Source organism: Kosakonia sp. (assembly GCF_032052965.1).
GTDB lineage: Bacteria > Pseudomonadota > Gammaproteobacteria > Enterobacterales > Enterobacteriaceae > Kosakonia.
In genome coordinates, this window is sequence record NZ_DAMBVN010000024.1 from 39,571 (window position 1) to 59,896 (window position 20,326).

A 20,326-nucleotide genomic window follows, 5' to 3' on the forward strand; every position below is an offset into this window, starting at 1 on the left:
GATGAACAAAACGGCAATAGCGCTGTTTGCGCTGCTGATAAGCGCCGCCGCGACGGCGGCGACACCCTGGCAAAAACTGACTCACCCCGTCGAGGGTACCCCACAGTCCATCGGCGCCTTTGCTAATGGCTGTATCGTTGGCGCGCAGGCGTTGCCGCTCCAGTCGGACACTTATCAGGTCATGCGTACTGACCAGCGCCGCTATTTCGGTCATCCGGACCTGGTCCTGTTTATTCAGCGTCTGAGTACGCAGGTGCATAATCTGGGGCTTGGCACCGTGCTGGTGGGCGATATGGGCATGCCAGCGGGCGGGCGTTTTAATGGCGGTCATGCCAGTCATCAATCCGGGCTGGATGTCGATATCTTTCTGCAACTACCGAAAGCACGCTGGAGCGCAGCGCAACTGCTCAAACCGCAGGCGCTGGATCTGGTTTCGCGCGACGGAAAACAGGTGGTGCAGGCGCTGTGGAAACCGGAAATCAGCAGCCTGATCAAACTGGCGGCGCAGGATGACGACGTGACGCGTATTTTCGTCAACCCGGCTATTAAACAGCAACTCTGCCAGGATGCCGGAACCGATCGTGACTGGCTGCGTAAAGTGCGTCCGTGGTTCCAGCACCGGGCGCATATGCATGTGCGCCTGCGTTGCCCGGCAGACAGCCTTGAGTGTGAAGATCAGCCTCTGCCGCCGCCAGGCGACGGTTGCGGCGCGGAATTACAGAGTTGGTTTGAACCGGCGAAGCCGGGCAGCACCCCGCCTGAGAAAAAGACGCCGCCGCCATTGCCGCCGTCTTGCCAGGCTCTACTGGATGAGCACGCATTGTAATGGAAACCATTGAACAACTTTTTATGGTGTCGCCACTGGTCATGGTGGCGCTTTTTTTTGTCGCTCTGCTGGCCGGGTTTATAGATGCACTGGCCGGTGGCGGCGGGCTGCTCACGGTGCCCGCGTTGCTGGCGGCGGGGATGTCTCCGGCGCAGGCGCTGGCCACCAACAAGCTGCAGGCTTGCGGCGGTTCCATCTCTGCGACGCTCTATTTTATTCGCCGCAAAGTCGTCAATATTGCCGATCAGAAACTCAATATTCTGATGACTTTTATTGGATCCACCACCGGTGCGTTGCTGGTGCAGTATGTGCAATCGGATGTACTTCGCCAGATCCTGCCCATTCTGGTGATCTGCATCGGTCTTTATTTCCTGCTAATGCCCAAACTGGGGGAAGAGGATCGTCAGCGCCGGCTGTACGGCTTGCCTTTTGCACTGGTGGCAGGGGGCTGTGTCGGTTTCTATGATGGCTTTTTCGGCCCCGGCGCCGGGTCGTTTTACGCACTGGCGTTTGTCACGCTGGCCGGGTTTAACCTGGCGAAATCGACCGCGCATGCCAAAGTGTTAAACGCGACCTCGAACATCGGTGGACTACTGCTGTTTATTATTGGCGGCAAAGTGGTGTGGGCGACCGGTTTCGTGATGCTGGCCGGGCAATTTCTGGGCGCGCGCTTAGGTTCGCGTCTGGTTCTGAGTAAAGGGCAAAAGCTTATCCGTCCGATGATTGTGATTGTCTCGGCGGTGATGAGCGCCAAACTTCTCTATGACAGTCACGGCCAGGAGATCCTCCAGTTTTTGGGGCTCAACGTATGACACACCATTACCAACAGTTAATTGATATTTTTGATGGCTGTTTTGCCAGCGATTTTAATACCCGTCTGATTAAAGGCGACGACGAACCGATCTATCTTCCTGCTGATGCGGACGTGCCGTATAACCGCATCGTCTTCGCTCACGGTTTTTATGCCAGCGCGCTGCATGAGATTTCGCACTGGTGCATTGCCGGCGCGGAACGCCGCAAATTGGTTGATTTCGGGTACTGGTACTGCCCGGACGGGCGTGATGCGGCAACCCAGGGGCAATTTGAAGATGTGGAAGTCAAACCCCAGGCGTTTGACTGGTTGTTTTGCGTTGCGGCGGGTTTCCCGTTTAACGTCAGCTGTGACAACCTGGAAGGGGACTTCGAACCGGATCGCATTGTTTTTCAGCGTCGCGTTCACGCGCAGGTCATGCACTATCTTGATCAGGGCATCCCTGAACGTCCCGCGCGATTTATTAAAGCATTACAGGATTATTACCAAACGCCGCCCCTTGCGGCAGAACAGTTCCCGTGGCCGGAAGATTTGTAAGGCCATGTTTTCAAGAGAGGAAGAGAGATGATCGCGGAGTTTGAATCACGCATTCTGGCGTTAATAGACAACATGGTGGAGCACGCCAGTGATGATGAACTGTTTGCTGGCGGTTATCTGCGAGGCCACCTGACGCTGGCGGTAGCCGACCTGGAAGGTGGCGATGACCACTCGCACGAAGCCGTGTATGCCAAAGTCACTAATAGCCTTGAAACGGCAATCCAGGCCGGCGAGTTGTCGCCGCGCGATCAGGCGCTGGTACTCGGCATGTGGGACAACCTGTTCCAGCAGGCGAAAGCACATTAACAGGCGGATCCCCTTTCCCGCCGGGTAAGGGGATGTTTTATACCGTATCCCTCTTCATAACGAATGCTTCTTTTCGCTTCGTATGCTGGCTTTTTATGGCGCTGTGCAATCTCACCATAATATATGCAGGTGAAATGTCTTAATTCCCTCCCTTTGCTTTGCTTCTGTACCTGACTAAGCCTAAGTTTATATATCATTAACAGTTTGACGTTCATCGGCTTACTCTTTTTAATAAAAGAGGGCGGTAGCGTGTCGGCGGGTTTATTATTCACAGGAGGATTGTGCGTATATTTCTCTTATTGGACGATTCGTTCTTAATTCATCAGAAAATTGCCAGCATTCAGTAATGTAAATAACGTTAACTGGATCTCCATAGGTGAGAAAAGCCTGGTGAGAAGAGAAATGTCAGATTGTTATTCCATTGAATAATTAGATAAAATAAATGACTGCGCAATATGTCAACCATGTAGAAGGGACTTGCTCATAAAATTGTAACCTCAGGATACCCACCCTATTATAATCATCATTATTTAAACGCTGGTCAGTGGATGCTTGTTGCCCTATTCTTAAATAACCTTTTTATGTGAATAAATATGAACGAAGAGTGATTGGCTTTAATAAAAGTCGCACAGGATTTTCGCTTCATACCTGTTCTGTTATTTTGTCATTTCATAACCTGAAGGAAATATTATGTCTCTCTATTCCGGGTCTGACGGTGTGTCCACGCAGGGTGTGAGCAATGATGATGACAACTTTTATTACAGCCTGGAGCGAATTGATCTGCTTTTCCAACACGTGTACTGGCAGGGAGAGGGGAGAATACCGGACAACTTTTCCCTGTATTTCTTACCGCCAGAAAGCGTTGGCTCGCGGTTGACCTTTTTACAGGGGGAACCGGCGTGGTTATCAATGCCTGCCAGCCATTTGCCGGGATCCTGCGCTGCGCTGACGCAGAGAATGAACAACCTGATAAACCGTTTCGACTTAACGCTAACAGAGCGCGATATATTACTGGCGTGCCTGTTGCCCAGACTAAGCGATCACTATGCGGCCTTGCCGGATAGCGGCATTGCAGAAGGCATAAGCCAGCAACGCTTGTTGCAAATGCTTGGCACCTCCGGCACGGAATATCAGCTATTGTTGTCGGCATTGCACCCCGCCTCGCCACTGTTTCAGTTTGCTTTATTGAATAAAAAGACGATCACCAGCAGCAAAACGGCATTGACGTTTTATACCGTCAGCGAGTCAGTGTGGCATTTCTTTTGTGGCAATGGATCACTGGCAAAATACAGTTTTCCTTATCCTCGCCACATTGAAGCCCAGGGCGTTTCGCAATTTCCTGCCTGGGTGGGCGAGCACATTTACCGTCTGTGTCTCGACTCCGGCGTCCAGACCCCCCCCGTTATCGTACTTGATGGACCAGGGGGTAATGGCAGAACGCAAGATCTGGCCAACACATTGGCAAAGTACCTGCAGGGTGTGCTGCATCTTGAGATCCTCGAACTGGCATCCCTTGCAGAGATGCAACAACGGCAGACACTGACAGAGATCATTCGCGATGCCCTGCTGGATAACTGCGCCTTACTGTTGGGAAACTGGTCTACAGATTCGGCCGTCAACCAGCGTGTTGCCCATACGCTGGACAGACTGCTGCCCCTGACGCATTTACCGGTGTTTATTTTACCCGACGTCTTTACTGATTTTCCTCCATTGCAGGCCGTCGCCTGCGTGCACGTTTCCGTGCCCCATGCCACGATTGCCGAAATAGCCCATAGCCTCCATCTTGGCTGGCCAGAACCGCAACATAATAAGCGGGATAAACAGGCATTACAGGCCCTGGCCGAGCGTTACGCGTTTCATCCTGCGGACATTCCATTATTGATGATGGAAGCAGACTATTATCGGCAACTCAGGGATCGGGCAGCGCCGCTGGACACTGAGGATCTGCGTCAAACCTTGCTTTTTCGTTCGCGGAAAAATTTTGGCAAATTAGCACAGCGCATTGTGCCTGTTCGCGGGTTCGACGATATGGTGGTGTCGCCCTCGGTGCAAAAACAGTTAAACGAAATTCTGGTCGCCATCCGGCTGCGAGAAAGTGTCACCATTAAACATTTTGCCCACAAAACCGGCGGAAAGACGGGGATCAGCGCGTTGTTTTATGGCGACTCCGGCACCGGGAAAACATTGGCCGCTGAAGTGCTGGCCCAACACCTGGGGGTAGATGTGATCAAAGTGGATCTCTCTACGGTGGTCAGCAAATACGTTGGCGAGACGGAGAAAAATCTGTCGCAGGTTTTCGATCTGGCGGAAGCTGACAGCGGAGTACTCTTTTTTGATGAAGCAGATGCCCTGTTTGGTAAACGCAGTGAAACCAAGGATGCGCACGATCGCCATGCCAATATTGAAGTTGCCTACCTGCTGCAACGGCTGGAAAATTACCCCGGCTTAGTGATCCTCGCCACCAACAATCGTGGGCATCTTGACACCGCGTTTAGCCGCCGCTTCACGTTCATCACTCATTTTACGTATCCGGATGCGGAGTTGCGCGAACAGATGTGGCAAAAAATATGGCCAGCAACGCTGAAGGTCGCAGATGATGTGGATTTCGCCAAACTCGCCGTCCGTACCGATCTTACCGGTGCCAGCATCCGCAATGTGGCGCTTCTGGCGGCCGTGCTCGCGGCCGATGAACAGAGCGAAAAAATCGCGTCAGGGCACATTGAACGCGCCCTCAAACGGGAACTGGGCAAACTTGGCCGGGTCCTGTTGTAACCTTACTTCACCGCTTTTCCTTTGATTAATTTCCGGACCCATAACCGGTTCGGGTTCAGTGCCGCAAGTGTTTCGCCATCCAGTGGGATCGGCTCATCGCTCATTTGCGAAGCGAGGATCTCTGCCGCCAGTGGTGCGCTGCATAACCCCCGAGAGCCGAGTGCGCCCAGCATAAACAGCCCCGGATAAACCGGTGCGCTGATGGCATTTTCTGGCGCGTCGGCAAGGTGGGCGTAGGCGGCAAGCGTCGCCTCATAGTCCGCGACATTGCCCACCATCGGCAGATGATCGCGCGTGGCGCAGCGTACGCCACAACGGGCTTCACCTGCGCTGACATCCACCTCTTGTGCCCATGAAACCTGCGGGAAACAGTCCAATAAGCGCTGGCGGTTTTGCTGTTGATCCTGCTCGCTATACGCCGCCTGTTCCTGCCCCCGATGATAACTCGCGCCGATGCAGTGATAATGGTTATGCGGGTTTTGTGGTGTCAGATAACCGTCGTAGCAAAGTACCTGCCGTAACTGGCCGAGTGCGGGGGTTGTCGGAATATGGCTCACCTGGCCGCCAACGGGGTAGACCGGCAATTTCTCGGTTTGCGGGAACCGATGGATGCGATGCCCGTTTGCCAGTACAACCGCCGCGTGTTGGCGGATCTTACCGCCGGGGAAATGCAACATCCAGCCGTTGTCGCTGTGGTTGAGTTTTTGCAGATCGTGCAAATAGTGGACCTGCAACCCCTGCTCGCAGGCCCGTGCGATAGCCGCTGACGTTAACTGCGCCGGACAGAGCCAGCCGCCAGCCGGGTACGTGATGCCGCCGCACCGTGTTTCGACGCCGGTGATGGCCTGTACCGCTTTAGCATCCACCGCCTGTGCCAGTGCTGGGGGCAAATCCAGCGTCAGCATCTGGTCTATTTTACGCTGGCTTTTCTCATCCCATCCCAGTTGCGTCACGCCGCACCACTGGTGATCAAAGGTTAACGGCAGGGCGTCGTACAGCCTGCGGGCAAAGGTAAACGCCGCAGGAAAGAAGTGTGCCAGTGCCGGATCGTGCGCGCTTAGTAACGGATAAAGCGCCCCCTGGCGATTGCCGGATGCCCCTTCTGCCGGGTCCTCATCAGCACAATAGAGCGTCACCTGCCAGCCACGTCGTAACAACGCCAGCGCTAACAATGCACTGGCCACACCACCGCCAATCAATGCCACCTCGCGCGTAACTGTTCCACTACGGGCAAACCACGGTGCGCGTAGCGCGGGTGCCTCCATTTGTTCCCGTGTTCCGGTCAGCATTTCACGCTTACGGCCAAAGCCCTTGCGCTTATGCATGACAAAACCCGCCTCCTGTAAACCACGACGAACAAATCCCGCAGAGGTAAAGGTTGCCAGCGTGCCGCCAGGCCTGGCGAGGCGGGCCATTGCCTGAAAAAGCTCCGGTGTCCACATCTCCGGGTTTTTGGCGGGGGCAAAGCCATCCAGAAACCAGGCATCTACGCGCTGGTTCAATGAATCATCCAGTTCGTGGGTCAGCGTATTGATATCGCCAAACCACAAGTCAAGCGTAACGCGGCCTTCATCCAGTATCAGACGGTGACACCCGGCAAAAGGTAACGGCCATTGTGCCTGTAATTGAGCCGCCCAAGGCGCCAGCTCCGGCCAGTGGGCATGGGCTTTACGCAGATCGTCTGCAGTCAGCGGAAATTTTTCAAAACTGATGAAATGTAATCTTTCCAGGGTAGCGTCGGGATGGACAGCGCGAAACTCCGCGAATGCCTGCCATAAGGTCAGGAAGTTGAGCCCGGTGCCAAACCCGCTTTCCGCAACGATGAATAGCGAGCGGGAATGCTCCGCAAAACGCGTTTCAAGCTGGTTGCCACCGAGAAAAACATAACGCGTCTCTTCAAGCCCGTTATCATTAGAGAAGTAGACGTCGTCAAAATCTCGGGAAACAGGTGTACCCTCAGCGTTGAATTCGAGGTTGGCGGATTGTATAGCGGTTTGTTTCACGTAAGTTACTCGTCCATCAGGCAGTGGCACGATCTTAACGGTCGTCAAGGAAAGGCGCAAATTTCATCGGAAATTGGCTGATCGGACTTGTTCGGCGTACAAGTGTACGCTATCTTGCGACTCGAAACTTAAATAGTGCGACTTTAGGGGTATTGAATGAAACGTGCAGTGATTACTGGCCTGGGCATCGTTTCCAGCATTGGTAGCAACCAGCAGGAAGTCCTGGCATCTCTGCGTGAAGGACGCTCAGGGATCACATTCTCTCAGGAATTCAAAGATTCCGGCATGCGCAGCCACGTTTGGGGTAACGTTAAACTGGACACCACGGGTTTGATTGACCGTAAAGTGGTGCGTTTCATGAACGATGCCTCTATCTATTCCTATCTTTCCATGCAGCAGGCGATTGAAGATGCCGGCCTGAAAGATGAGGTCTATCAGAATAACCCGCGCGTGGGCCTGATTGCCGGTTCTGGCGGTTCTTCCAAATCACAGGTTTTCGGCGCTGACGCAATGCGCAGCCCGCGCGGCCTGAAAGCGGTAGGCCCGTATGTCGTGACCAAAGCCATGGCCTCTGCGGTATCCGCGTGCCTGGCGACGCCGTTCAAAATCCACGGCGTGAACTACTCCATTAGCTCTGCCTGTGCGACTTCTGCGCACTGCATCGGTAATGCCGTAGAGCAGATCCAACTGGGCAAACAGGACATCGTATTTGCTGGCGGCGGCGAAGAGCTGTGCTGGGAAATGGCCTGTGAGTTTGACGCGATGGGCGCGCTCTCCACCAAATACAACGAAACGCCGGAAAAAGCGTCCCGTACTTACGATGCGCACCGCGACGGTTTTGTTATCGCAGGCGGCGGCGGTATGGTTGTTGTTGAAGAGCTGGAACATGCTCTGGCACGTGGTGCACATATTTATGCTGAAATCGTTGGCTACGGCGCAACTTCCGATGGCGCAGACATGGTCGCACCGTCAGGTGAAGGCGCAGTCCGTTGCATGAAGATGGCCATGCACGGTGTGGATACGCCGATCGACTACCTCAACTCTCACGGAACGTCCACCCCGGTCGGTGACGTGAAAGAACTGGGCGCGATTCGTGAAGTATTCGGCAATAACAGCCCGGCTATTTCTGCGACCAAAGCCATGACCGGCCACTCGCTGGGCGCTGCTGGTGTACAGGAAGCGATCTACTCTCTGCTGATGCTGGAACACGGCTTTATTGCCCCGAGCATCAACGTCGAAGAGCTGGATGAGCAGGCGGCTGGCCTGAATATCGTTACCAAACCGACTGACGCCAAACTGACGACTGTAATGTCCAACAGCTTTGGTTTTGGCGGTACCAACGCCACGCTCGTTATGCGTAAACTGAAGTAACGGTAAATAAATCGAAAAGGGAGCCGCAGGCTCCCTTTTTTTATCCGTTGACAAGCCGTTGCCGCGACAGGCAAACTCCCTGCGCAACATTATCATCACGATAATGCGTAAGCGTTTAACGTTATCCAACGCACCTTAATCCTGGCACTCAGGTAGAGGGGGCGTGGCACTTCAAATTCCCGCCTTACTCTGCGTTATGGAGTAATGCATGTCTGTAGAAACACAATCCATGAGTTCTTCATCAGCGAATGTCTCGCTGTTTCGCATCGCTTTTGCGGTGTTTCTGACCTATATGACCGTCGGACTGCCGTTACCGGTCATCCCGCTGTTTGTGCACAACGAACTCGGCTATGGCAACACCATGGTCGGTATTGCTGTCGGCATTCAGTTTCTGGCAACGGTGCTGACGCGGGGTTACGCCGGACGACTGGCCGATCAGTTTGGCGCTAAGCGCTCGGCGTTACAGGGAATGTTTGCCTGCGCGCTGGCTGGTGTGGCCTGGCTGCTGGCGGCGCTGTTGCCAGTAGAGCCGATGGCCAAATTCGCTTTACTGGTCGTCGGGCGCTTGATCCTCGGCTTTGGCGAAAGCCAGTTGCTGACCGGCACGCTGACCTGGGGGATGGGGCTGGTTGGTCCTGCACGTTCCGGCAAAGTGATGTCATGGAACGGAATGGCGATTTACGGCGCGCTGGCCGCAGGAGCGCCGCTGGGGCTGCTGATCCATAGCCATTATGGTTTCGCTGCGCTGGCGGTTACCACGATTCTGCTGCCGTTTGTCGCCTGGGCCTTCAATGGCAGCGTGCGCAAGGTTCCGGCGCATTCCGACAGCCGACCGTCGTTATGGAGTGTGGTGGGGCTTATCTGGCAGCCCGGACTGGGCCTGGCGTTACAGGGTGTGGGTTTTGCAGTGATTGGCACCTTTGTTTCACTTTATTTCGCCAGCAACGGCTGGCCGATGGCCGGCTTTACCCTCACGGCTTTTGGCGGCGCATTCGTGCTGATGCGTATCTTGTTTGGCTGGATGCCGGATCGCTTTGGTGGCGTGCGCGTGGCAATAGCCTCGCTGGTGATTGAAACCGTCGGGCTGGTGCTGCTGTGGCAGGCGCACGGTGCGTGGCTGGCATTGCTTGGCGCGGCATTAACCGGCAGCGGTTGCTCGTTAATTTTCCCTGCGCTGGGTGTGGAAGTGGTGAAACGCGTGCCGCCGCAAGTACGTGGTACGGCGCTTGGCGGTTATGCCGCGTTTCAGGATATCTCGTATGCTTTTACCGGCCCGCTAACGGGGTTGCTGGCGACCTCGCTCGGCTATCCTTCCGTATTTCTGGCCGGGGCGCTCGCGGCCGTAACCGGGATAGTGGTAACCGTTATCGCCTTTCGGCCTCGTAAATAATGTCTGAAAATCGCAATCAATAACTTTCTTTGCAACCGGTTTCACACAACAGAACAGCGGTGATGTCATGTCACCGCTGGCTTGTTTATTCTTTCGTCACCATTTGCGAAAGGAGAGAGATATGTCTGGGTTTAAAGCGGATTTTTTATGGGGTGGGGCGGTCGCGGCGCACCAACTGGAAGGCGGCTGGCAGGAAGGCGGCAAAGGGGTAAGCGTTGCCGATGTGATGACAGCCGGTGCGCACGGCGTGCCGCGTGAGATTACCGATGGCGTCTTGCCCGGTAAGAATTACCCTAACCATGAAGCCATCGATTTTTACCATCGCTACAAAGACGATATCAGGCTGTTCGCCGAGATGGGTTTTAAATGTTTCCGTACTTCCATTGCCTGGACGCGCATATTTCCCAAAGGGGATGAGCTGGAGCCAAACGAAGCTGGGCTGCAATTTTATGATGATCTGTTCGACGAGTGTCTGAAGTACAATATTGAACCGGTGATCACGCTTTCCCATTTCGAAATGCCTTATCACCTCGTCACCGAATATGGCGGCTGGCGCAACCGTAAACTGATCGACTTCTTTGTGCGTTTCGCTAATGCCGTTTTCACCCGCTATCGCGGTAAAGTGAAATACTGGATGACGTTTAACGAAATTAATAACCAGGCCAACTACCATGAAGATTTTGCGCCGTTTACCAACTCAGGGGTGAAATATAAACCCGGCGAAGATCGTGAAGTGATCATGTACCAGGCGGCGCATTATGAACTGGTGGCCAGCGCGCTGGCGGTCGAGGCCGGGCATAAAATCAACCCGGAATTTAAAATCGGTTGCATGATCGCCATGTGCCCAATTTACCCGTTAACCTGCGATCCGAACGACATGATGATGTCAGTGGTGGCGATGCACCGGCGCTACTGGTTTACCGATGTTCACGTTCGTGGTTATTACCCTCAGCACTTACTCAATTATTTCGCCCGCCGGGAATTTAAACTCGACATCACCGAAGAGGACTTGCAGATCCTGACGCGCGGTCGCGTCGACTACATCGGCTTTAGCTACTATATGTCCTTCGTTACCAAAGCGATGGAAGATAATCCGCAACTGGATTATGACGAAACGAAAAGCCTGGTGAAAAACCCGTATGTCAAAGCATCGGACTGGGGTTGGCAAATTGACCCGGTTGGTCTGCGCTATTCGTTAAATTATTTCTACGATCTTTACCAACTCCCGCTGTTTATTGTCGAGAACGGTTTTGGCGCTATTGATCAGCCGGAAAGCGATGGCATCGTCAACGATCAATACCGTATTGAATATATGCGCAACCATATCCGCGAAATGAAAAAAGCAGTAGTGGAAGATGGCGTCGATTTAATGGGGTATACCCCGTGGGGTTGTATTGACCTGGTCTCCGCAGGCACGGGTGAAATGAAAAAACGCTACGGGCTTATCTATGTCGATAAAGACAACGAAGGCAAGGGCACGCTGGAACGCAGCCGCAAAAAATCATTCTGGTGGTATCAGGACGTGATTAAACATAACGGCGAGAATATCTGACTTGCACGGCAAGCCGTATCGGCCTTAGCGGCTTGCCGTGTATCAATGCATAAAGCGTCTGTGCCCGATACGCGTTAGCGCCATCGGGCATTTTTTTAGCTAACCAGCCAGAACAGCAGTACCACCACTAACAGGGCGATAAAGAACAGGCCCGGACGGGTAGAGATCGTTTTCATTGTCTCCATAATGGGCGCAACGAACGGGCTGTAAATCGGCTGGATATTGCGGATTTCCAGCGCAGCCGGCGAGCGCTCAGTACGGCGTAAAAAGACATGATTGAGAATATCCTGCACCTGCGCAGTGGTTAGCACCGTTTGCGGCGTCGCCTGCCAGGTCTGCTGGGCATATTCGGTGATACTGCGCATTTCGCTATTATCCATCGGCTGTTTTAACACCGTCTGGATCGTATGCAACGTGGGTGCGGGGTGCGTGCTTAACGTCTGCCGGGCCTGCAGCCAGGTCATCAGTGGGGCGAAGTGTTTTGCCGGGATCAGTTCCCCTGCCTTCACCCCCGAGAGTTCCAGCATTGATTGCCAGATAAGCTTCCCGGATTCTCCCGTGGCTGCCGCCAGTTTGGTTACTGCCTGGTTAAGCGAGTTATGCTCTGCGGGCAATAGCGGGCGCTCGGTGGCCGGGCGCTGTTGCGGCTGCGGAATGGTGATCTGATTATTCTGCAGCATGGTCAGCACTGTTTTTAACTGCTGAGGCGTCAACTGGCTGAGCGCCGTCTGGCCAAATTGCTGGCGGATAAAATCGCTCACCGCCTGGCGGTTATTCCCCTGACTGAGCAGCTCTGTCAGTTGGGTCAGGACCTGGCGTGTGGTGTGGTTCTGCGTTGCGGTTTCAACACGCTGATTAAGGTTCTGCTCTGCCGCTGGAAAGTGGCGGGACAGCAAGGGGGCATCATTCTTCAGCCCTAAATCGTGCTTCACACCGGCCCACACCTCTGCGCTTTGCTGTTGCGTCAGGGCGATCAGGCGAATAATCAGTCGTTCCAGAACCGTGCGCTGCACGCTGGATAAAGGCTGTTCGCCGGGAACATTACCTGTCTGGAGCGGCTCTTGCCCGGGAGGGCGCGCGGGGGCACCCTGAATGGGTTGCATCATGAAAATCCTCTTACTCTCGCGTGGCGGTAGTCGGCATTGCGGGTATGCCTGGCCGCCAGATTATGGCACACTTGCGCGCTCAACTCCCGTTCTCAAACAGGTACTCAAGTGAAAATCCTTGTCGATGAAAATATGCCTTACGCCCGCGATCTTTTTAGTCGCCTGGGTGAAGTGAAGGCGGTTCCTGGTCGCCCGATCCCGGTAGCGGAACTGGCCGATGCCGACGCATTAATGGTGCGGTCGGTAACGAAAGTGGATGCGGCATTATTGCAGGGAACGGGGATCAAATTTGTCGGCACGGCAACGGCAGGCACCGATCATGTCGATGAAGCCGCTCTTCAGCAGGCGGGCATCGCCTTTTCTGCCGCGCCTGGCTGTAATGCCATTGCGGTGGTGGAGTATGTATTTTCCTCACTGCTGATGCTGGCAGAACGCGATGGTTTTGCGCTTCGCGATCGCACGGTGGGCATCGTCGGGGTGGGTAACGTTGGCGGGCGCTTGCAGGCGCGACTGGAGGCGCTGGGTATCCGCACGCTGCTGTGCGATCCGCCGCGTGCCGATCGCGGCGACGCGGGTGACTTCCACAGCCTGGATACGCTGGTGCGCGAAGCGGATGTGCTGACTTTCCATACGCCGCTGTTCAAAGATGGCCCGTATAAAACGCTGCACCTGGTAGATGATGCGCTGCTCTCTCGTCTGCAGGCTGGCACTATTCTGATTAATGCTTGTCGCGGGCCGGTAGTGGATAACGCCGCGCTGTTGCAACGATTACAGGCGGGGCAGGCACTGAACGTGGTGCTTGATGTCTGGGAGCCCGAACCGGATCTCAATGTTGAGCTACTGAACCGGGTGGACATTGGCACTGCCCATATCGCCGGGTATACCCTCGAAGGTAAAGCACGCGGCACCACGCAGGTGTTTGAAGCTTATAGCGAATTTATTGGTCAACGTCAGCAAGTCGCGCTCGACACGCTACTGCCGGCACCGGAGTTTGGGCGCATTACGCTGCATGGCCCTCTCGATCAGTCAACGCTAAAAAGGCTGGTTCATTTGGTGTATGATGTGCGCCGCGACGATGCATTGCTGCGAAAAGTAGCGGGCACACCGGGTGAGTTCGATAAATTGCGTAAAAATTATCTTGAGCGCCGCGAGTGGTCGTCCTTGTATGTACAGTGTGATGACGCCAGCGCCGCCGCGTTGTTAAACCAGCTGGGTTTCAACGCCGTTTATACCCCGGTTCGTTAATATCTTCTTAATGCTCCTTGCCGGATGCTCCGGCAAGGACGCTTTTTTCTGGAGTAATTCACCATGTCTGAAGGCTGGAATATTGCCGTTCTTGGCGCAACGGGCGCTGTCGGAGAAGCCTTGCTCGAAACGCTGGCGGAGCGCCAGTTCCCGGTAGGCGAACTCTACGCACTGGCGCGCAGTGAAAGCGCAGGCGAGAACCTGCGTTTCGCCGGTAAAACCGTGCGTGTGGAAGATGCGGCTGAGTTTGACTGGACGCAGGCGCAGCTGGCGTTTTTTGTCGCTGGGGCGCAGGCTTCTGCCACCTATATTGAAGAAGCGACCAACGCGGGTTGTCTGGTGATCGACACCAGCGGTCTGTTCGCGCTGGAGCCGGATGTGCCGCTGGTCATGCCGGATGTTAACCCCTTTGTGCTGGCTGATTACCGTAACCGCAATATCGTTGCCGTGCCGGACAGCCTGACCAGCCAGTTGCTGGCGGCGCTGAAGCCGCTGATTGACGAAGGCGGATTATCGCGCATTGGCGTCACCGCCATGCTGTCTGTTTCCCGTAACGGGAAACAAGCTGTGGATGCGCTCGCCGGGCAGAGTGCGAAATTGCTGAATGGTATTCCGATTGATGAAGATGACTATTTTGGCCGCCAGCTGGCATTCAATATGTTGCCGTTGCTGGCAGACAGCCAGGGCAGTGTGCGTGAAGAACGTACCCTCATCGATCAGACGCGCAAAATTTTGCAGGATGACGGCCTGATGATCTCTGCCAGCTGCGTACAGTCTCCGGTGTTTTATGGTCATGCGCAGTTGGTCAGCTTTGAAGCTCTGCGTCCACTGGCGGCTGAAGAAGCACGGGACGCGTTCGGCCGTTTTGAAGATATCGCGCTGTCAGAGGAGAATGCGTTCCCGACGCAGGTCGGCGATGCATCCGGCCAGGCCCATCTCTCTGTAGGGTGTGTACGTAATGATTACGGTATGCCTGAGCAGATCCAGTTTTGGTCCGTTGCCGATAACGTTCGTTTTGGCGGGGCGCTGATGGCGGTAAAAATCGCCGAAAAACTGGTGCAGGAGTATCTGTACTGATGCAGGACGAGCTAAAAGCGCCGGTGTACAAAATCGCTCTTGGCATTGAGTACGACGGTAGCAAATATTATGGCTGGCAGCGTCAGCAGGAAGTTCGCAGCGTGCAGGAGAAGCTGGAAAAAGCGCTCTCGCAGGTAGCGGATGAACCAATCACCGTGTTTTGCGCCGGGCGTACCGACGCGGGCGTGCATGCGACCGGGCAGGTGGTGCACTTTGAAACCACAGCCCGGCGTAAAGATGCCGCCTGGACACTGGGTGTAAATGCGAATTTGCCTGGTGACATTGCGGTGCGTTGGGTCAAAGATGTGCCCGATGATTTTCATGCCCGTTTTAGCGCAACGGCCCGCCGTTACCGCTACGTCATTTATAATCATCGACTGCGCCCGGCGGTGTTAGGCCAGGGCGTGACACACTATTATCATCCGCTGGATGCGGAGCGGATGCACCGTGCCGCACAGTGTCTTATCGGTGAGAATGACTTTACCTCGTTTCGCGCGGTGCAGTGTCAGTCCCGTACACCGTGGCGCAATCTGATGCATATCAACGTCAGTCGCCATGGCGCATATGTGGTGGTCGATATCAAAGCCAATGCCTTTGTACATCATATGGTCAGGAATATTGTTGGCAGCCTGATGGAAGTAGGCGCCCACAACCAGCCGGAGAGCTGGATAGCAGAGCTGCTGGCGGTAAAGGACAGAACGCTGGCGGCAGCAACGGCGAAAGCGGAAGGGCTCTATCTGGTGTCGGTGGATTATCCATCGCATTTTGCCCTTCCCGTCATGCCAATGGGCCCGCTGTTCCTGGCGGACTAGTCGCAAATGAAAAAGGCATAAGCACACATGGACTTAATACGCTTTCTGATTGATTTCATCCTGCACATTGACGTTCACCTGGCAGAACTGGTCGCTCAATACGGCATGTGGGTGTACGGCATTCTGTTTTTGATCTTGTTTTGCGAAACCGGGCTGGTGGTAACGCCATTCCTGCCGGGAGACTCGCTGCTGTTTGTTGCCGGGGCGCTGGCGTCTTTGGAAACCAACGACCTGAACGTACATACCATGGTGTTGTTGATGTTAATTGCCGCTATTCTCGGCGATGCGGTGAATTACACCATTGGGCGCTTGTTTGGCGAGCGATTATTCAGCAATCCTAATTCAAAAATTTTCCGTCGTAGCTATCTTGATAAAACGCATCAGTTTTATGAGAAACACGGCGGAAAAACAATTATTCTGGCGCGCTTTGTACCGATTGTGCGTACATTTGCCCCTTTTGTCGCGGGCATGGGGCATATGTCATATCGCCATTTCGCCATGTTCAACGTGGTGGGAGCGCTGCTGTGGGTATTACTGTTTACCTACGCCGGGTATTTCTTCGGCACTATTCCGGCGATTCAGCAGAATCTTAAGCTACTGATTGTGGCAATCATCGTGATGTCTATACTTCCCGGTGTGTATGAGATAATACGCCACCGTCGCGCCGCGTCGCGGCAGGCAAAATAAGAAGTCAACGGCGGTTCGACCACTTTTTTATCCCAAGTTGCGAACCGTTATGTTTTAATGTGCACCATTTATGGGCTACCAGGTTCATGTATAAAGGTTATCAATGAGCTGGATTGAAAGAATTAAGAGCAACATTACCCCCACCCGTAAGGCAAGCATTCCTGAAGGCGTGTGGACAAAATGCGATAGCTGCGGCCAGGTGTTGTACCGCGCCGAGCTGGAGCGTAACCTTGAGGTCTGCCCGAAATGTGACCACCACATGCGTATGACAGCGCGTAATCGCCTGCATAGCCTGCTGGATGAAGGTTCACTGGTGGAACTGGGTAGCGAGCTTGAGCCAAAAGATGTGCTGAAGTTCCGCGACTCTAAAAAATACAAAGACCGCCTGGCGTCTGCCCAGAAAGAAACGGGCGAAAAAGATGCGCTGGTGGTAATGAAAGGCACGCTGCACGGCATGCCGGTCGTGGCTGCAGCATTCGAGTTCTCCTTTATGGGCGGCTCAATGGGTTCTGTGGTTGGCGCGCGTTTCGTGCGTGCGGTTGAGCAGGCGCTGGAAGATAACTGCCCGCTGATCTGCTTCTCCGCTTCCGGCGGTGCGCGTATGCAAGAAGCGCTGATGTCGCTGATGCAGATGGCGAAGACCTCTGCGGCGCTGGCAAAAATGCAGGAGCGCGGTCTGCCTTATATTTCTGTTCTGACCGACCCGACTATGGGCGGTGTTTCCGCCAGCTTCGCAATGCTGGGCGACCTGAACATTGCTGAGCCGAAAGCGCTGATTGGCTTTGCCGGCCCGCGTGTTATTGAACAAACCGTGCGTGAAAAACTGCCGCCGGGCTTCCAGCGCAGTGAGTTCCTGATCGAAAAAGGCGCGATCGATATGATCATTCGTCGCCCGGAACTGCGTCTGAAACTGGCGCGCATTCTGGCGAAGCTGATGAATCTGCCTGCGCCAGACCCGGAAGACGTACAAACCGGAACGGTGATCCCATCACCGGTCGCTCAGGAAGGCGAAGCCTGATAATACCGAAGGGCAGGGCCACCAGGCACTGCCCTTTTGCTTTTCAAACCGGACATACCAACGGGCACCATGGAAACGAAACGTATTCCGCAAGCCACGTCGCCCCTGGCCGCGTGGCTTTCTTATCTGGAAAACCTGCACAGTAAAACCATCGATCTGGGCCTTGAGCGCGTAAGCCAGGTGGCTGCACGTCTCGATGTGTTGCGCCCCGCGCCATTCGTTTTTACGGTCGCAGGCACCAACGGCAAAGGCACCACCTGCCGGACGCTGGAATCGGTGCTATTAGCAGCGGGCTACCGCGTGGGGGTTTACAGTTCACCGCATCTTGTCCGCTATACCGAGCGTGTCCGTGTGCAGGGCGGGGAGCTGGATGAATCAGCCCATACGGCCTCTTTTGCTGAAATTGAAGCCGTGCGCGGAGATATCTCGCTGAGTTATTTTGAATACGGCACACTCTCTGCATTGTGGCTGTTTAAGCAGGCGCAACTGGATGTGGTGATCCTCGAGGTGGGGTTGGGCGGTCGTCTTGACGCCACCAATATGGTCGATGCCGATGTGGCGGTAGTGACCAGCATTGCCCTCGATCATACCGACTGGCTGGGGCCGGATCGCGAAAGCATTGGTCGTGAAAAAGCGGGGATCTTCCGTGCAGGCAAACCGGCGGTAGTCGGCGAGCCGGATATGCCGCATACCATCGGTGACGTCGCGCAGGAGAAAGGCGCATTACTGTTGCGTCGTGGTGTGGACTGGCATTATGAAGTGAACGCAGAGAGCTGGCGTTTTTATGATGCGCAGGGCGAACTGAACGGCTTACCGCTGCCGCAGGTGCCGCAACCGAATGCCGCCACGGCGCTGGCTGCGTTGCGTGCCAGTGCATTGCCGATCAGCGAGCGGGCAATCCGCGACGGCATCGCCGGGGCGATTTTACCGGGCCGTTTTCAGATTGTGAGCGAGTCGCCCCGTCTGATCCTGGATGTCGCGCATAATCCTCATGCTGCAGGCTATCTCGCCGGACGACTGGCGGCTCTACCGAAAACGGGTCGCGTACTGGCGGTGATTGGCATGCTGCATGACAAAGACATTGCCGGGACGTTGGCCTGTCTGGAGCCGGTGGTCGATAGCTGGTATTGTGCCCCTCTGGAAGGGCCGCGCGGTGCAACAGCGGAAGAGCTGCTGTCGCACCTTAAAATGGGTCGGGCATGGCCGGATGTGGCGCAGGCCTGGCAGGCGGCAATGGCGGAAGCAAACGTCTGTGATACCGTGCTGGTGTGTGGTTCGTTCCATACGGTGGCGCATGTCATGGAAGCGATGGAAGCGGGGAGAACCGGTGGCGAGTAAGTTTCAGAACCGTTTAATGGGAACTATTGTGCTGGTCGCACTCGGGGTGATTATTCTTCCTGGGTTACTCGACGGGCAAAAAAAACACTATCAGGATGAATTTGCGGCGATCCCGCTGGTGCCGAAACCCGGCGACCGCGATGAGCCAGATATGATGCCGGCAGCAACGCAGGCGTTGCCGTCACAGCCGCCGGAAGGCGCGGCGGAAGAGGTGCGGGCGGGCGATGCTGCTGCACCGTCGTTGGATGCTTCAAGGCTGGTGGCCAGCGGTAATGGTACCCAGGACGTCATTACGCCGCCGGTCACGCAATCGAAACCTAAGCCGGTAGAAAAACCGCAGCCGAAACCGCAGACGCAACAGCCTTCCTCGCGGGACAAAACCAGCGAGCAACTGGCGATGGCAAATGAAGAACCGACTGCGCCGCCGAAAGCGCAGGAGGAGAAACCGACGCCGACGGGCAAAGCGTATGTTGTGCAGCTTGGCGCACTGAAAAATGCCGATAAGGTCAATGAAATTGTCGGCAAATTACGCGGTGCGGGTTATCGCGTTTACACGTCGCCGGGCACGCCGGTTCAGGGTAAAATCACCCGTATTCTGGTGGGGCCGGACGCCTCGCGAGACAAGCTAAAAGGTTCGCTCGGCGAGCTGAATCAGTTATCAGGACTGAACGGTGTGGTAATGGGATATACGCCAAACTAAATCAGGCACCTGCTGAAGGCACGAAGGGAATCGTGCAAAATACGCCCAGATAACTGGCGACCAGAACCGTGGCGTTGAATATTTTTTCAGCGCCATTTTTATTTACGCGCGGGAAGGAAATCCCTACGCAAACGTTTTCTTTTTCTGTTAGAATTCGCCCCGAACTGGACGACAGGGCGTAAAATCGTGGGACACATATGGTCTGGATTGATTACGCCATCATTGCGGTGATTGGTTTTTCTTGTCTGGTAAGCCTGATCCGCGGCTTTGTTCGTGAAGCGTTATCGCTGGTGACATGGGGCTGTGCTTTCTTTGTTGCCAGTCATTACTACACTTACCTGTCTGTCTGGTTCACGGGCTTTGACGATGAACTGGTGCGTAATGGTATCGCCATCGGCATACTGTTCATCGCGACGCTGATTGTTGGCGCTATCGTTAACTACGTGTTAGGTGCGCTGGTGGAGAAAACCGGCCTGTCGGGTACAGACAGGGTGTTGGGGATCTGTTTTGGCGCGCTGCGTGGCGTGCTAATCGTCGCCGCCATTCTGTTCTTTCTGGATACCTTTACAGGCCTGTCGAAAAGCGAAGACTGGCAAAAGTCGCAGCTTATCCCGCAATTCAGCTTCATCATCAGATGGTTCTTTGACTATCTGCAAAGTTCGTCGAGTTTCTTGCCCAGGGCATAAGCCCTGAGATGTGGCTTAACGAGGAAAAGACGTATGTGCGGTATTGTCGGTATCGCCGGTGTTATGCCGGTAAACCAGTCGATTTATGA

18 protein-coding genes are annotated in these 20,326 nt (G+C 54.8%); 16 read left to right on the plus strand and 2 right to left on the minus strand.

From position 1 onward, the window contains the following. The first annotated feature begins 1 nt into the window (after position 1). From mepA to RTX30_RS20745, 5 genes are all read left to right on the plus strand, one after another. Positions 2-826 (plus strand): penicillin-insensitive murein endopeptidase, encoded by an 825-nt coding sequence (gene mepA / locus RTX30_RS20725; protein ID WP_312692380.1) that lies wholly within the window; start codon positions 2-4, stop codon positions 824-826. Continuing rightward, a complete protein-coding gene (locus RTX30_RS20730; protein ID WP_312692382.1) occupies positions 826-1,638 on the plus strand; it encodes a sulfite exporter TauE/SafE family protein in 813 nt (270 codons plus the stop codon). Before mepA ends, RTX30_RS20730 begins: the two co-directional genes overlap by 1 nt. Further along, a complete protein-coding gene (locus RTX30_RS20735; RefSeq protein WP_312692384.1) occupies positions 1,635-2,174 on the plus strand; it encodes an elongation factor P hydroxylase in 540 nt (179 codons plus the stop codon). Before RTX30_RS20730 ends, RTX30_RS20735 begins: the two co-directional genes overlap by 4 nt. Positions 2,175-2,201: 27 nt before the next feature. After that, positions 2,202-2,480, plus strand: a complete 279-nt coding sequence (locus RTX30_RS20740; protein ID WP_312692386.1) for a YfcL family protein — start codon at positions 2,202-2,204, stop codon at positions 2,478-2,480. A gap of 690 nt (positions 2,481-3,170) precedes the next feature. Beyond that, the gene (locus tag RTX30_RS20745) at positions 3,171-5,252 is read left to right on the plus strand and encodes an ATP-binding protein (RefSeq protein WP_312692387.1); all 2,082 of its coding nucleotides are present in this window, start codon (positions 3,171-3,173) and stop codon (positions 5,250-5,252) included. Positions 5,253-5,254: 2 nt separating this feature from the next. Here RTX30_RS20745 and mnmC read toward each other — a convergent pair whose 3' ends face one another. Beyond that, entirely contained in the window at positions 5,255-7,255 is a 2,001-nt protein-coding gene (gene mnmC / locus RTX30_RS20750; RefSeq protein ID WP_312692388.1) for a bifunctional tRNA (5-methylaminomethyl-2-thiouridine)(34)-methyltransferase MnmD/FAD-dependent 5-carboxymethylaminomethyl-2-thiouridine(34) oxidoreductase MnmC, read from the minus strand. 156 nt (positions 7,256-7,411) lie between these two features. On the opposite strand from mnmC, the gene fabB reads away from it, so the two are divergent. From fabB to RTX30_RS20765, 3 genes are all read left to right on the plus strand, one after another. Further along, entirely contained in the window at positions 7,412-8,626 is a 1,215-nt protein-coding gene (fabB, locus tag RTX30_RS20755; RefSeq protein WP_312692390.1) for a beta-ketoacyl-ACP synthase I, read from the plus strand. Positions 8,627-8,834: 208 nt separating this feature from the next. Next, a complete protein-coding gene (locus tag RTX30_RS20760) occupies positions 8,835-10,016 on the plus strand; it encodes an MFS transporter (RefSeq protein WP_312692392.1) in 1,182 nt (393 codons plus the stop codon). A 121-nt stretch (positions 10,017-10,137) separates the two neighbouring features. Beyond that, a complete protein-coding gene (locus RTX30_RS20765; RefSeq protein WP_312692394.1) occupies positions 10,138-11,568 on the plus strand; it encodes a 6-phospho-beta-glucosidase in 1,431 nt (476 codons plus the stop codon). Positions 11,569-11,663: 95 nt separating this feature from the next. On the opposite strand, the gene flk is transcribed toward RTX30_RS20765, so the two are convergent. Further along, complete coding sequence (flk, locus tag RTX30_RS20770) at positions 11,664-12,671, minus strand: flagella biosynthesis regulator Flk (protein WP_312692419.1); 1,008 nt, start codon at positions 12,669-12,671, stop codon at positions 11,664-11,666. Positions 12,672-12,782: 111 nt separating this feature from the next. Between flk and pdxB the strand changes: the two genes are divergently transcribed. From pdxB to cvpA, 8 genes are all read left to right on the plus strand, one after another. After that, a complete protein-coding gene (gene pdxB / locus RTX30_RS20775; protein ID WP_312692396.1) occupies positions 12,783-13,919 on the plus strand; it encodes a 4-phosphoerythronate dehydrogenase PdxB in 1,137 nt (378 codons plus the stop codon). A gap of 63 nt (positions 13,920-13,982) precedes the next feature. Beyond that, a complete protein-coding gene (locus tag RTX30_RS20780) occupies positions 13,983-14,996 on the plus strand; it encodes an aspartate-semialdehyde dehydrogenase (protein ID WP_312692398.1) in 1,014 nt (337 codons plus the stop codon). After that, positions 14,996-15,808 (plus strand): tRNA pseudouridine(38-40) synthase TruA, encoded by an 813-nt coding sequence (gene truA, locus RTX30_RS20785; RefSeq protein ID WP_312692400.1) that lies wholly within the window; start codon positions 14,996-14,998, stop codon positions 15,806-15,808. The genes RTX30_RS20780 and truA overlap by 1 nt, the downstream gene beginning before the upstream one ends. A 27-nt stretch (positions 15,809-15,835) precedes the next feature. Then, on the plus strand, positions 15,836-16,495 hold the full coding sequence (locus tag RTX30_RS20790; RefSeq protein WP_312692402.1) for a DedA family protein: 660 nt from the start codon (positions 15,836-15,838) through the stop codon (positions 16,493-16,495). Positions 16,496-16,598: 103 nt separating this feature from the next. Next, positions 16,599-17,513 (plus strand): acetyl-CoA carboxylase, carboxyltransferase subunit beta, encoded by a 915-nt coding sequence (gene accD / locus RTX30_RS20795; protein ID WP_312692404.1) that lies wholly within the window; start codon positions 16,599-16,601, stop codon positions 17,511-17,513. 69 nt (positions 17,514-17,582) lie between these two features. Then, entirely contained in the window at positions 17,583-18,851 is a 1,269-nt protein-coding gene (gene folC / locus RTX30_RS20800) for a bifunctional tetrahydrofolate synthase/dihydrofolate synthase (protein ID WP_312692406.1), read from the plus strand. Further along, on the plus strand, positions 18,841-19,551 hold the full coding sequence (gene dedD / locus RTX30_RS20805) for a cell division protein DedD (RefSeq protein WP_312692408.1): 711 nt from the start codon (positions 18,841-18,843) through the stop codon (positions 19,549-19,551). The genes folC and dedD overlap by 11 nt, the downstream gene beginning before the upstream one ends. Before the next feature lie 197 nt (positions 19,552-19,748). Beyond that, complete coding sequence (gene cvpA / locus RTX30_RS20810; RefSeq protein ID WP_312692410.1) at positions 19,749-20,237, plus strand: colicin V production protein; 489 nt, start codon at positions 19,749-19,751, stop codon at positions 20,235-20,237. Positions 20,238-20,326 lie beyond the last annotated feature (89 nt).